We start from the raw sequence: 13,091 nt of genomic DNA, 5'->3' as shown, positions 1-13,091 counted from the left end.
GACAAGGAAGAGGACCATGGCCGAGTCCGAGAAGCCGGACACCAGGATGGTCGAGGCGCTGCGCGCCTCGCTGAAGGAGATCGAGCGGCTGCGGGAACGCAACCGCGCGCTGACCGCGGCGGCCCGGGAACCGATCGCGATCGTCGGCATGGCCTGCCGCTACCCGGGCGGAGTGCGGTCCCCGGAGGACCTGTGGCGGCTGGTCGCGGACGGCGCGGAGGGCATCACCCCGTTCCCCGGCGACCGCGGCTGGGACCCGGACCTGTACGACCCGACGCCGGGCGTGCCGGGCCGCTCCCGCACCCGTGAGGGCGGGTTCCTGCACGACGCGGGGGACTTCGACGCCGCGTTCTTCGGCATCAGCCCGAACGAGGCCCTCGTCATGGACCCGCAGCAGCGGTTGCTGCTCGAAGGCTCCTGGGAGGCCCTGGAGAACGCCGGCATCGACCCCGCCGGGCTGCGCGGCAGCCGCACCGGCGTGTTCGCGGGCGTCATGTACCACGACTACTTCGGCAGCTTCGGCTCGGGCAGCATCGTCTCCGGCCGCGTCGCCTACACCCTCGGCCTGGAGGGGCCGACGCTCAGCGTGGACACCGCCTGCTCGTCGTCGCTCGTCACGCTGCACCTGGCCGCGCAGGCGCTGCGGCAGGGCGAGTGCACCCTGGCGCTGGCCGGGGGAGTGACGGTGATGGCCTCGCCGGGCACGTACGTGGAGTTCAGCAGGCAGGGCGCCCTCTCCCCGGACGGGCGCTGCCGCTCCTTCGCCGACGACGCGGCCGGCACCGGCTTCTCCGAGGGACTGGGCGTCCTGGTGCTGGAGCGGCTGTCGGACGCGCGGCGCAACGGGCATCCGGTGCTGGCGGTGGTGCGGGGTTCGGCCGTGAACCAGGACGGGGCGTCCAATGGTCTGACGGCGCCGAACGGTCCGTCGCAGCAGCGGGTGATCCGGCAGGCGTTGGCGTCGGCCCGGTTGTCGGCGGCGGACGTGGACGTGGTGGAGGCGCACGGTACGGGGACGACGCTGGGTGACCCGATCGAGGCGCAGGCGCTGCTGGCCACCTACGGGCAGGAGCGCTCCGCGAACGCGCCGTTGTGGCTGGGGTCGGTGAAGTCGAACATCGGGCACACGCAGGCCGCCGCCGGTGTCGCGGGCGTCATCAAGATGGTGATGGCGATGCGTCACGGGGTGCTGCCGAGGACCCTGCACGTCGATCAGCCGTCCACGAAGGTCGACTGGGACGCCGGGCAGGTCCGCCTGCTGACGCAGGAGCGGCCCTGGCCCCGGACCGACCGTCCGCGCCGGGCCGGTGTGTCCTCCTTCGGCATCAGCGGCACCAACGCCCACGCCATCATCGAGGAGGCGCCCGCGCAGGAGCCGGCGGAGGCCGAACCGGACGCCCCGGCGGTCGTCTGGCCCCTGTCCGCCCGCTCGGCAGCGGCCCTGCCCGCGCAGGCCGAGCGCCTGCACGCCTTCCTGGCGGACCGGCCCGAGCTGCACCCGGCGGCCGTCGCCAGGGCCCTCGGCACCCGGCGCACCGCCTTCGACCACCGCGCGGCCGTCACCGGCACCGACCGGGACCAGCTTCTCGCCGGACTGCGCGCGCTCGCCGACGGTACCCCCGCCCCCACGGCCGCCACCGGCAGGGCGCGGACCGGCACCCGTACGGCGTTCCTGTTCACCGGCCAGGGCGCCCAGCGCCTCGGCATGGGCCTCGAACTGCGCGCCCGCTACCCGGTGTTCGCCGACGCCTTCGACGCGGTCGACGCCCGGCTCGGCCTGGACCTCGCCGGACTGCTGGCCGGCGACGACGCCGACGCCGTCCACCGCACGGGGTACGCCCAGCCGGCGCTGTTCGCCTTCGAGGTGGCCCTGTTCCGCCTGCTGGAGTCCTTCGGCGTGCGGCCCGACGTCCTGGCCGGGCACTCCGTCGGGGAGATCGCCGCCGCGCATGTGGCCGGCGTCCTCGACCTGGACGACGCCTGCACCCTGGTCGCCGCCCGCGGCCGGCTGATGGAGGCGCTGCCGGAGGGCGGCGCGATGGTCGCCGTACAGGCCGGCGAGGAGCAGGTACGGCCGCTGCTGGACGACCGCGTCGGGCTGGCCGCGGTCAACGGGCCGTCCTCCGTGGTGCTTTCGGGCGAGGAGGCGGCGGTGCTCGCCGCCGCCGAGGGCTTCGCGAAGACCAAGCGGCTCACCGTCTCGCACGCCTTCCACTCGCCCCTGATGGACGGCATGCTCGACGCGTTCCGGGCGGTCGCCGAGAAGCTGACGTTCCATCAGCCGCGCATCCCGCTGGTGTCCACGCTCACCGGGCGCCCCGTCGACGGCGAGCAGCTGTGCGACCCCGGCTACTGGGTGCGGCACGTGCGGGAGACGGTCCGCTTCGCCGACGCCGTCACGGCCCTCGCCGCCTCGGGCGTCGGCCGCTTCGTGGAGGTCGGCCCGGACGCCGTGCTCACCGGCCTCGTCCGCGCGTGCCCGGCGGCCGACGGCGCCGTCCTCGTCGCCCTCGGCCGGCGCCACGGCAGCGAGCCCGTGGCCCTCCTCACGGGTCTCGCCCGTCTGTACACCGACGGCCTCGCCCCCGACTGGGCGGCGCTCTTCCCCGGCACGGCCCGCGTGGACCTGCCCACCTACGCGTTCCGGCACGAGCGGTACTGGCTGAACGCGGACGTGGCCCTCACCGCCCTTCCGGCCGCCGAACCCGCGTCGCCCGCCGCGCCCGTGGACGCCAGGCCGCTCGGGCAACGGCTCGCCGGTGCCCCGCCGGCCGAACAGGAGGCGCTGCTGACCGAGGTGATCCGGGCCCAGACCGCGGCGATCCTCGGGCACCCGGGACCGGAGGCCGTCGAGCCCGACGCCGTCTTCCTGGAGATCGGCATGGACTCCGTCTCCGCGGCCGAACTCCGCGGGGCCCTCGGCGCCGCCCTGGGCAGCACCCTGCCGGCCGGGGCCGTCTTCGACCACCGCACCCCGGCCGCTCTCGCCGCCGCCCTGCGCGGGCACCTGGCGGGCGGCGCTCCCGGCCCGGCCGGCGCCGGTGACCTCGAATCCGTCAGCGGGCTGGTGCGGCGCGCGGCCTCGGACGGGCGCATGGAGCGGGCCATCGACCTCCTGCGCACCGTGGCCGACATCCTGCCCGGCTTCTCCTCCCTGGCCGAGTTCGGCGCCGTCCCCGACCCGGTGCGGCTGGCCACCGGCGACGCCGCCCCACGGCTCGTCTGCCTGCCCTCGCCGATGGCGCTCGGCGGCGCCCACCAGTACGCCCGCTTCGCCCGGCACTTCGACGGCCGCCGGGACGTCGTGGTGCCCGCGGTGCCCGGCTTCGGCCCCGGCGAGGCGCTGCCGCGTTCCGTGGACGCGGTGGTGGAGGTGGTCGTCGAGGGCATCCGCCGGGCCTGCGCGGACGAACGGCCGTACGTGCTCGTCGGCTACTCCTCCGGCGGTCAGTTCGCCCACGCGGCGGCCGAGATCATGGAGAAGGCCGGACAGCCGGCCGCCGGCGTGGTGCTGCTGGACACCTATCTGCCCGGGGACGACGGCAAGGACGACCTGTGGCGGCAGATGTTCGACGGCATGCTGGACCGGGAGTCGTCCCTCGGGGGCTTCGGGACCGCCCGCCTCGCCGCCATGAGCCGCTACAGCGACCTGATCCAGCACTGCCTGCCCGGCGCCCTGGCGGCGCCCGTGCTGTTCGTACGGCCCACGGAGTCCTTCGCCGCCGGCAGCGACGACTGGCGGGCGAGCTGGCCCACGGAGCACGAGCCGGCCGACGTGCCCGGCACGCACTTCACGATGCTGGAGGACCGCGCGGAGACCACCGCCGAGGCGGTCGAGGCGTGGCTCACGGCGGCCCGGTCCACCGTCGCGTCCTGAAATCCGGGGCGGTCGGAAGAGAAGGGGCGCGGGCGGCCGAAAGGCTGCCCGCGCCCCGATTCCTCTTCACTCGCCGGCCTCGCGGAAATGCGCCAGCCACGCGTGGATATCGCATCGGATACTGGCCGGATCGACACCTAATTGCAGGGCGATTTCATCCGCGGCCGATTCGGGCTGCCAGCCGCTGCGCTGGAGCGCCAGCCACATCGTCGTGCCGCGTGGGCCGCATCGGTGCCGCTTCCCGGTGCGCCGGGAGAACAGCTCCAGATATCCGTCGGGCCGGACCCGTGCGGTCAGTTCTTGGTCAGGCCTCGTGACCATGGCACTTCCCTTCTTTCGCGGATTTCCGTGGACGGTTCCGACGGTACCCGCGGACAAGCCCCGGGACACGGGTGGCAACCGGCCCTTTCGAAGGGGAGTCAAATATGCGGACAAGGGTGATGACACCGCGGCACAAAGGTGGTGGACACCCGCCGGAACCTGCCGGTTCGAGGTAGAGAAACCTCTACCTCGAACCGGCCTGGCAATGCCAATGCGCCGCGGTCCCGGCGTTCCTAATCTGGTCCGCAGACACCGCGTGAGAAGCGAAATCTCGTAGGGGAGCCCCCGTGCACACTTCACACGACCTCCGCCGGGCGGAGGCGGTACGGCTGGACGCCGTGTCGAAGACCTATGGCCGAGGGGACAGCCAGGTGGCCGCGCTCCGCGGGCTCACCGTGAGCTTCGCCGACGGCACCTTCACCGCCGTCATGGGACCGTCCGGATCGGGCAAGAGCACCTTCCTGCACTGCGCCGCGGGACTGGTCCAGCCCACCTCCGGCACGGTCACCGTCGGCGGCACCGACCTCGCCGGCCTGGACGACACCCGGCTGACCAAGCTGCGCCGCGACCGGATCGGCTTCATCTTCCAGTCCTTCAACCTGCTGCCCGCGCTGACCGTCATGCAGAACATCACCCTGCCGCTGCAACTGGCCGGACAGCGGCCCGACAAGAGCCTGATCCGCACCGTCGTGCAGCGCGTGGGCCTGGCCGAGCGGCTCGGCCACCTGCCCTCCCAGCTCTCCGGCGGCCAGCAGCAGCGCGTCGCCATCGCCCGCGCCCTGGTGACCCGCCCCGCCGTGGTCTTCGCCGACGAGCCCACCGGCGCCCTCGACACCCGCACCGCCGCCTCCGTGCTCGGTCTGCTGCGCGAGTCCGTCGACACCGCCCGCCAGACGCTGGTCATGGTCACCCACGACCCGGTGGCCGCCTCCTACGCCGACCGCGTGGTCTTCCTCGCCGACGGCGCCTTCGCCGGCGAACTGCTGCGGCCGACGGCCGAGGCCGTCGCCGCCCGGATGACCCGGCTCGGCGCCTGGGAGGACGACACCCACCGGCAGGGCGCCGCGCAGCCCTCGGGAGGGCGGTACTGATGTGGCGCCTGGCCTTGCGCACCCTGAAGTTCCGCAGGACGAGCTTCGTCGCGACCTTCCTCGCCATGTTCCTCGGCGCCGCGATCGTCATCGGCTGCGGCGGCCTGATGGAGACGGGCGTCCGCATGGCGGCCGAACCCCAGCGCCTGGGCGGCGCCCCGGTCGTCGTCACCGGTGAACAGACCTACGACTCCACCGCCCTGACCGAGCGCCACCGCATCGCCCCCGGCCTCGTCGGCGAGGTCGCCCGGGTACGGGGCGTCCGCGCGGCCGTCGGCGACGTGTCCGTCCCGGCCACCGTCCTCAAGGACGGCAAGCCGGTGACCGGCGAGTCCGCCTCGTACGGCCACGGCTGGGCCTCCGCCCGGCTCACCCCCTATACCCTCGCCGCCGGAAAAACCCCCGTCGCCGGCGGCGAGGCCGTTCTCGACGCGGACCTCGCCCGGCGCGCCGGAGCGCGCCCGGGATCCTCGGTCGACATCGTCGTCCAGGGCACGGTCCGCCGGTTCCTGGTCAGCGGGATCGCCGAGCAGCGCGGCGACCACAACCCCGACGCCGCCGTGTTCTTCACGGACGACGAGGCCCGCACCCTCGCCGGTGGCCGGATCGACTCCATCGGAGTCCTGCCCGCCCCCGGCGCCCGGGTCGCCGCGGTCGCGGACGCGGTGCGCGCCGAGGTCGGCGACCGTGCCGAGGTGCTGACCGGCGAACGCCGGGGACTGGCCGAACTGCCCGGCACCCTCTCCAGCAAGCGCACCGTCGTCATCCTCGCCGCGGTCTTCGGCTCCTCCGTCGTCCTGATCGTCATGTTCGGCGTCGCCTCCACCCTCGGCCTCTCCCTCCAGCAGCGCGCCCGCGAGATGGCCCTGCTGCGCGCCGTCGGCTCCACCCCGCACCAGCTGCGCCGCATGATCCTCACCGAGACGGCCGTGCTGTCGGTGGGCTCCGTCCTGCTCGCCCTGCTGCCCGGCTACGCCATCGGGCGGCTGCTGTTCGGGGTGCTGACCGCCAGCGGTGTGGTGTCGCCGGCGATCGTCTACCACGCCGGCTGGATGCCGATGGCCGTCGGAGCCGTCGTCACCGTCCTCGCCGCGGCCGGCGCCACCCGCTTCGCCGGACGGCGCGCCGCCCGCACCGAACCGGTCGCCGCGCTGGCCGAATCCACCGCCGGCACCCGCTGGTTCAGCGTGCCCCGGCTGCTGCTCGCGCTGTTCTTCCTGGCCAACGGCATCGGCCTGGCCGTCGCCACCGCCACCGTCATGGAGGACGGCCCCACCCTCGCCAGCACCGCCGGACCCGCCTCCGTGCTCTTCTGCATCGGGCTCGCCCTGCTCGCCCCCGGCATCACCAAGGCCATGGTCGCGCTGCTCCGCCTGCCGGTGCGGGCCCTCTCCGGGCTCTCCGGTCAGCTGGCGCTGCGCAACGCCGCCACCGCCAACGTCCGCATGGCGGGCGCGGTCGCGCCGATCGTCCTGCTCATCGGCATCGCCACCGGCACCCTGTACATGCAGTCCACCGAGGACCACGTCTCGCGGACCTCCTACGACCGCAACATCCTCGCCGACTACGTCCTCGACTCCACGACGGGCGGATTCGCGCCCGGTGTCGTCGACCGGGTGCGCGCCACCCCGGGGGTGGCCGCGGCCTCCGAGTTCGTCACCAGCCGCGGCTTCGTGGACCGCGCCGGCGGCCCGGACCAGGTCGACCTGCGCGGCGTCTCCGCCGACGGCGTGCGGCAGAGCCTGGACCTGCCCGTGGTCGCCGGTTCCCTCACCGGCCTGCGCGGTGACACCGTGGCCCTGTCCGACAAGAAGGCCCGGGAGTACGGGGTGAAGGTCGGCGAGCGGCTGCCGATGCACCTCGGGGACGGCACCGCCGTACGCCCCACCGTCGTGGCCCTGTACGCCGACAACCCCAAGCAGGAGTACCTGACGCTGCCCGCGGCCACCCTCGCCCCGCACACCGGTGACGGGCTGCCGCACCAGATCCTCGTCCGCACCGCGCGCGGCGGCGGCGCCGACGTCCACGCACGCCTCGCCGCGCTGGCCGCCCAGGTGCCCGGCACCGAACTGGACGACAGCTCCTCACTGGCCGGCCGGAACAACCAGATCCAGCAGATCCTGGTCTCCGCCAACTACACCATCGTCGCCATGATCGTCGGGTACGCCGCGATCACCGTCGTCAACACCCTGGTGTCCGTCACCCGGAAACGGCGCGCCGAGTTCGGCCTCCAGCGGCTCACCGGCGCGACCCGCGCCCAGGTGCTCGGCATGCTGACCGTCGAGGGCCTGTTGATCGGCGTCGTCGCCACCGTCCTCGGCACCGTCGCCTCCGCGACGACCATCGTCCCCTACAGCCTCGTCAAGAGCGACTCCTACCTGCCCTCCGGATCCATCGGCATCTACCTCGCCATCGTCGGCGGATCGCTGCTGCTGGTGTTCGGCGCCACGTTGCTGCCGTCCTGGCGCGGCATGCGCAGCCCCGCCGTGGAGACGGTGAAGGCCGCGTGAGTCACCTCCTGGCCGGGCCGCCCCCGCTTTCCCCGGGCGGGGGCGGCCCCTCCATGACGGGCGGTCGGGAATGGGAGCATGAGGACATGAAGACTGTGCCGGTCACGTGGCGCGGCCGACTCGGCCGCGCCACCGTGGACACCCTGGTCGGCGTGGCCATCGCCTCCGGAGCGCTGCTGTCGGTCGTCCTCTTCGTCTCCACCACCTACTTCATCGTCCTGTGCCTCATCGGCATCGGCTTCCTCGCGCTGCCCTACCTCACCCGGGCCGTGCGATGGCTGTGCGACCTCAACCGGCGGGCCGCCGCGCGCTCCGGCGTCCCGGTGGAGCGGCCCTACCGGCCCGAGCCGGAGGAGATCGAGAAGGACATCGTCGGCTGGATGCGGCGCTGCAAGTGGATCCTCGCCGACCCCGCGACCTGGCGGGACCTGCTGTGGCTGCTCCTCAACTGCGTCGTCGGCCTCGTCGGGTTCGTCCCGGCCGCGCTGCTCTACTACGCGGGGGAGGGGCTGTTCCTCGCCTGCGGCCTGTGGCGGCCCCTCGCGGACGACGGACACGGCCGCTGGTACTCCTTCGTCACCGTCGACAGCTGGCCGGCCGCGCTCGCCGCGGCCCTGCTCGCACTCGTCGTGCTCACCGGCTGGCTGTTCCTCGGCCCGCTGGTGCTCAAGGGGTACGCCTACTTCGTCCGCTTCCTGCTCGGCCCCACCCGTCAGTCCCAACTGGCCTCGCGCGTCCAGCACTTGTCCGAGACCCGCTCCGGCGCCCTGGACATCCAGGCCGCCGAACTGCGCCGCATCGAACGCGACCTGCACGACGGAGCCCAGGCCCGGCTCGTCAGCCTCGGTCTCCAACTCGGCGCCGTGGACCGGACGATGAACCAGGACCCGGAGGAGGCCCGGCGGCTGCTGCGGCAGGCCCGCACCTCGTCGGTGCAGGCACTGCGCGAACTGCGCGACCTGGTGCACGGCATCCACCCGCCGGTCCTCGCCGAGCGGGGCCTGCCCGACGCCCTGCGCGCCCTGGGCCTGGCCAGCCCGCTCCACGTCACCGTGGTGGCGGACCTGCCCGGCCGGCTGCCCGACCCGGTCGAGTCCGCCGTGTACTTCGCGGTGTCCGAGCTGCTCACCAACGCCCTCAAGCACGCCGACGCGCGGCGCGTGGAGGTCGTCGCCTGGTGCGAGGAGGGCATGCTGCACGCCCGGGTCACCGACGACGGCCGCGGCGGCGCCGACGCGTCGGCCGGGAGCGGCCTCGCGGGCATCCGGCGGCGGCTGGCATCCTTTGACGGGGTCCTGGAGATCGACAGTCCACCGGGCGGTCCGACCGTGATGAAGATGGAGTTGCCGTGCGCGTTGTCCTCGCCGAAGACCTCTTCCTCCTGAGGCAGGGGATCATCCAACTGCTGGAGGCGTATGACTTCGAGGTGGTCGCCGCCGTCGACAACGGCACGGACCTCGCCGCCGCGATCACCGAGCACCGGCCCGACATCGCCATCGTCGACGTACGGCTCCCGCCCACCTTCACCACCGAGGGCCTCCAGGCCGCCCTACGCGCCCGCCGCGAGCAGCCCGGCCTGCCGATCCTCGTCCTCTCCCAGCACGTCGAGCAGATGTACGCCCGCGAACTGCTGGCCGACGGCACCGGCGGCATCGGCTATCTGCTCAAGGACAGCGTGCTGGACGACGAGCAGTTCATCGACGCCGTGCGCCGGGTCGCGGCCGGCGGCACGGCCATGGACACCGCCGTGGTCGCCCAACTGATGACCAGTCACTCCCGGGACGAGCCGCTGGCCGCGCTCACCGCCCGCGAGCGCGAGGTGCTGGAACTGATGGCGGAGGGCTGCTCGAACACGGCGATCGCCCAGCGGCTCACCATCACCGAGGGCGCGGCGGCGAAGCACATCTCCAACATCTTCACCAAGCTGATGCTGCCGCCCTCGGGCGACAGCAACCGCCGGGTGCTCGCCGTACTGGCCTACCTCAACGCCTGAGCAGGCCGGTTGGGGCGGGTAGGGGTGGTCCGCCCCCGCTTCGCGCGTGAGACTTCAGGGGCACCGCCCCGCGCCCCGCGCCGCAGCCCAGGAAGGGAACGCCCGCCCCCATGACCACCCTCACCGAGCAGGACAGTCTCTGGATCCGCCGCTACCATCCCCGCCCGGACGCGGCGGCCCGGCTGGTGTGCCTGCCGCACGCCGGCGGCTCGGCCACCTTCTACCACCCGGTGTCGGCGGGCATGCCGGCCTCCGTGGACGTACTCGCCGTGCAGTACCCGGGGCGCCAGGACCGCCGCACCGAGCCGTGCGCCACGAGCATCGCCGAACTCGCCGACCAGGTCACCGCCGTCCTGCTGCCGTGGGCGGACCGCCCGCTGGTCCTCTTCGGCCACAGCATGGGCGCCACCCTCGGCTTCGAGGTCGCCCGCCGGCTGGAACGCGACCACGGCATCGTCCCGCGCGCACTGTTCGCCTCCGCCCGCCGGGCCCCCTCCTGCCCGCGGCACGAGACGGTCCACCTGCGCGACGACGACGGACTCGTCGAGGAGATGCGCCAGTTGAGCGGCACGGACGCGGCCATCCTCGACGACGAGGAACTGATCCGCATGGCCCTGCCCGCGATCCGCGCCGACTACCGCGCGGCCGAGACCTACACCTACGAGCCCGGCCCGAACCTGGCCTGCCCCATCGTCAGCCTGGTCGGCGACGACGACCCCAAGGTCACCGTGGACGAGGCCCGCGCATGGTCGCGCCACACGGACACGGCGTCCGAGTTCCACGTCTACCCGGGCGGCCACTTCTACCTGACCGCGCACGCCCAGGACGTCCTGGACCTGCTGACCACGTGGGCGGTGCGGTCGTGACGTCGGTCCTGATCACCGGGTGCAGCAGCGGCATCGGCCTGGAGACGGCGCTGGCGTTCGCACGGCGCGGGGACCGCGTCCACGCCTGCGTCCGCGACCCCGCCGGCGCGGAGGAACTGCTCCGGCGCGCCCGCGCCGAGGACCTCACCCTGGACGTGCCCCGGCTGGACGTCACCGACGACGCGTCCGTCACCGCCGCCGTCACCGCGGTGCAGGACCGGCACGGACCTGTCGACGTGCTGGTCAACAACGCGGGCATCGACCGGACCGGCCCCGTCGAGACCATGCCGCTCGACCAGGCGCGGGCCCTGATGGAGACCAACCTCTGGGGGCCGCTGCGCGTGTCCCGCGCCGTGCTGCCCGGCATGCGTGCCCGTGGCAGCGGGGTCATCGTGAACGTCTCGTCCCTCGCGGGGCGGACGTTCGCGGTGCCGCACGGCGGGTTCTACGCGGCGAGCAAGGCCGCCCTGGGCGCGCTCAGCGAGGCCCTGTACGCGGAGGTCCAGCCCTTCGGCATCCGGGTGGTGTGCCTGGAACCGGGCAGCTTCGCCTCCCGCATCCAGGGCAGGTCCGTCGCCGGCGCGAGCGACGGGAAACCGTCCGAGGACGACCCGTACCGCGCGGACCACGCCTGGCTGGCCCGGTTCCTCGCCCGCGTCGCGGAAGGCGCCGCCGACTGCGCGGAGGCGGCCGAGGCCGTCGTCGCCGCCGCCGACGACCCCGGCACCCCGCTGCACACGGTGGTCGGCAAGGACGCGGAAGCGGCACTGGGGTTCCTCGCGGGCGTCTCCTACGAGCAGTGGCTGCCCCGCTTCCTCGACCAGGCCGAGTCCCTGGCCGGGCCCCGGCCCACCCCGTGAACGAGCGGCCATCGATGCGACGCGGGCCTCGGAGGTGGCCGATCCGCCTCCGAGGCCCGCGACCATGACGGCCGACGAGATTCAGTCCTGCACCTGGATCGAGCGCGCCGGGCACAGGTCGGCGGCCCGGTGCACCTCCTCGTGGAGATCCGCGCCCGGCACCTCCCGCAGGACCAGGACGAGGCCGTCGTCGTCCTGGTCGAACACCTCGGGACTGAGCATCGCGCACTGGCCGGAGCCCACGCACCGGTCGCGGTCGGCGGTGACACGCATGAGGGGGACTCCGTCCGGGTCGGCCGTCACCAGGTGACGGGGAGTTCGTAGACGCCGTAGACCATGGCGTCGTCCTTGAAGCGCAGTTTCTCCGGCTCGGCCGCCAGCCGCAGGCCGGGGACGCGGCGCAGCAGCGTGCCGTAGACCGTCTCCAGCTCCACCCGGGCCAGGTTGGCGCCGATGCACTGGTGGATGCCGTAGCCGAAGGCGAGATGGCTGCGGGCCTCCTCGCGGCGGATGTCGAGGGTGCCCGGGTCCGGGAAGACGGACTCGTCGTGGTTGGCGGCGTTGTTCAGGGCGAGGATGCCCTCGCCGGCGCGGATGGTGACGCCGCCGACCTCGATGTCCGCCACCGCCACCCGCGCCGTGCCGGAGTCGGAGATGGAGAAGACGCGCAGCAACTCCTCGATGGCGTTCGGCAGGAGCGCGGGGTCGTCCCGCAGCGCCGCCATCTGCTCGGGGTGCCGGAGCAGGGCCAGCACACCGAGGGCGATCATGTTCGCCGTCGTCTCATGTCCGCCGACCAGCATCAGCCGGGCCATCGTCACCACGTCGACGTGGTCGGCGACCTTCTCGGTGCGGTTCTTCTCCAGGAACCGGCTGATGAGGTCGTCGCCCGGCTCGTCCTCCTTGAGGGTGACGAGCTTGTCGAGGTACGTGTCCAGGGCCTGCACCGCCGCCCCGTACTCCGCCGGGCTCAGATCGTGGTTCATCATCGCCGCCGACCACTCCTCGAACTGGGCGTGGTCCTCGTACGGCACGCCGAGCAGTTCGCAGATGACCAGGGACGGCACCGGCAGCGCGAGCGCGGTGACCAGGTCCACCGGGCCGCCCTGTGCCAGCATCGCGTCGACGTGCTCGTCCACGATCTGCTGGATGCGCGGGCGCATCTCCCTCACCCGCCGCGCGGTGAACTCCGGGATGAGCATGCGCCGTTGGGCGCTGTGCTCCGGCGGGTCCATGTTGAGCATCATCAGCCGGACCTGCGCCAGCATCTCCTCGGGGATGTGGAACTGGTGCGGGTAGCCCGGCAGTTTCAGGTTGGAGCTCACCCGGCTGTCGCCCAGCACCTGCCGGACGTCCTCGTGCCGGGTGACCAGCCAGGTCGGCTTGCCGTTCACCTTCAACGCGGCACGCGAGACGGGGGCGTTCGCGCGCATCCCGGCGTACTCGCGCGGCTCGCTGAACGGACAGGTGCGCCGCATCGGGAACCGCGGGAGCGGCGACCCCGTCTCGGGTACGGCGTCGGCGGACTGGGTCATGGCTGCCTTTCGGTACGTGTCGGTGACGGAAGCGGGGT

The 13,091-nt window shown here is 73.4% G+C and carries 10 protein-coding genes; 7 read left to right on the top strand and 3 right to left on the bottom strand.

Annotated elements, in window-relative coordinates; translation table 11 throughout:
- Positions 1–16 precede the first annotated feature (16 nt).
- Positions 17–3,877, top strand: coding sequence for a type I polyketide synthase (locus AQJ11_RS14730; protein ID WP_059263344.1), 3,861 nt, complete (start codon positions 17–19; stop codon positions 3,875–3,877).
- 66 nt (positions 3,878–3,943) lie between these two features.
- On the opposite strand, the gene AQJ11_RS14725 is transcribed toward AQJ11_RS14730, so the two are convergent.
- Positions 3,944–4,198: a hypothetical protein gene (locus AQJ11_RS14725; protein ID WP_041664937.1), complete on the bottom strand. Its 255-nt coding sequence runs from the start codon at positions 4,196–4,198 to the stop codon at positions 3,944–3,946.
- Positions 4,199–4,485: 287 nt separating this feature from the next.
- Here AQJ11_RS14725 and AQJ11_RS14720 point away from each other — a divergent pair, with 287 nt between their 5' ends.
- From AQJ11_RS14720 to AQJ11_RS14695, 6 genes are all read left to right on the top strand, one after another.
- Positions 4,486–5,289, top strand: coding sequence for an ABC transporter ATP-binding protein (locus AQJ11_RS14720; RefSeq protein WP_058079146.1), 804 nt, complete (start codon positions 4,486–4,488; stop codon positions 5,287–5,289).
- The gene (locus AQJ11_RS14715; RefSeq protein WP_059263343.1) at positions 5,289–7,799 is read left to right on the top strand and encodes an FtsX-like permease family protein; all 2,511 of its coding nucleotides are present in this window, start codon (positions 5,289–5,291) and stop codon (positions 7,797–7,799) included. The genes AQJ11_RS14720 and AQJ11_RS14715 overlap by 1 nt, the downstream gene beginning before the upstream one ends.
- Positions 7,800–7,885: 86 nt before the next feature.
- The gene (locus AQJ11_RS14710) at positions 7,886–9,184 is read left to right on the top strand and encodes a sensor histidine kinase (protein ID WP_208616513.1); all 1,299 of its coding nucleotides are present in this window, start codon (positions 7,886–7,888) and stop codon (positions 9,182–9,184) included.
- Positions 9,148–9,792: a response regulator gene (locus AQJ11_RS14705; RefSeq protein ID WP_014670537.1), complete on the top strand. Its 645-nt coding sequence runs from the start codon at positions 9,148–9,150 to the stop codon at positions 9,790–9,792. Before AQJ11_RS14710 ends, AQJ11_RS14705 begins: the two co-directional genes overlap by 37 nt.
- Positions 9,793–9,902: 110 nt before the next feature.
- Positions 9,903–10,658, top strand: coding sequence for a thioesterase II family protein (locus tag AQJ11_RS14700; protein ID WP_014670536.1), 756 nt, complete (start codon positions 9,903–9,905; stop codon positions 10,656–10,658).
- Positions 10,655–11,518 carry an SDR family oxidoreductase gene (locus AQJ11_RS14695; protein WP_059263477.1) on the top strand — a complete coding sequence of 288 codons (864 nt, stop codon included), beginning with the start codon at positions 10,655–10,657 and terminating at the stop codon, positions 11,516–11,518. The genes AQJ11_RS14700 and AQJ11_RS14695 overlap by 4 nt, the downstream gene beginning before the upstream one ends.
- Before the next feature lie 81 nt (positions 11,519–11,599).
- On the opposite strand, the gene AQJ11_RS14690 is transcribed toward AQJ11_RS14695, so the two are convergent.
- Positions 11,600–11,791: a ferredoxin gene (locus AQJ11_RS14690; protein ID WP_059263342.1), complete on the bottom strand. Its 192-nt coding sequence runs from the start codon at positions 11,789–11,791 to the stop codon at positions 11,600–11,602.
- 26 nt (positions 11,792–11,817) lie between these two features.
- Positions 11,818–13,053 carry a cytochrome P450 gene (locus AQJ11_RS14685; RefSeq protein WP_059263341.1) on the bottom strand — a complete coding sequence of 412 codons (1,236 nt, stop codon included), beginning with the start codon at positions 13,051–13,053 and terminating at the stop codon, positions 11,818–11,820.
- Positions 13,054–13,091: the final 38 nt, after the last annotated feature.

The sequence above is a fragment of the Streptomyces corchorusii genome (genome assembly GCF_001514055.1).
Classification (GTDB): Bacteria; Actinomycetota; Actinomycetes; order Streptomycetales; family Streptomycetaceae; genus Streptomyces; species Streptomyces olivaceoviridis.
The sequence above is the reverse complement of the archived record's forward strand: the minus strand, read 5'-3'. Positions and strand labels throughout refer to the sequence as shown.

What these genes read in the sequence shown, in the direction of transcription:
- AQJ11_RS14730 (WP_059263344.1), top strand. Translation starts at nt 17, where the DNA reads ATGGCCGAGTCCGAGAAGCCGGACACCAGGATGGTCGAGGCGCTGCGC.
- AQJ11_RS14685 (WP_059263341.1), bottom strand. Translation starts at nt 13,053, where the DNA reads ATGACCCAGTCCGCCGACGCCGTACCCGAGACGGGGTCGCCGCTCCCG.
- AQJ11_RS14710 (WP_208616513.1), top strand. Translation starts at nt 7,886, where the DNA reads ATGAAGACTGTGCCGGTCACGTGGCGCGGCCGACTCGGCCGCGCCACC.
- AQJ11_RS14715 (WP_059263343.1), top strand. Translation starts at nt 5,289, where the DNA reads ATGTGGCGCCTGGCCTTGCGCACCCTGAAGTTCCGCAGGACGAGCTTC.
- AQJ11_RS14725 (WP_041664937.1), bottom strand. Translation starts at nt 4,198, where the DNA reads ATGGTCACGAGGCCTGACCAAGAACTGACCGCACGGGTCCGGCCCGAC.
- AQJ11_RS14700 (WP_014670536.1), top strand. Translation starts at nt 9,903, where the DNA reads ATGACCACCCTCACCGAGCAGGACAGTCTCTGGATCCGCCGCTACCAT.
- AQJ11_RS14690 (WP_059263342.1), bottom strand. Translation starts at nt 11,791, where the DNA reads ATGCGTGTCACCGCCGACCGCGACCGGTGCGTGGGCTCCGGCCAGTGC.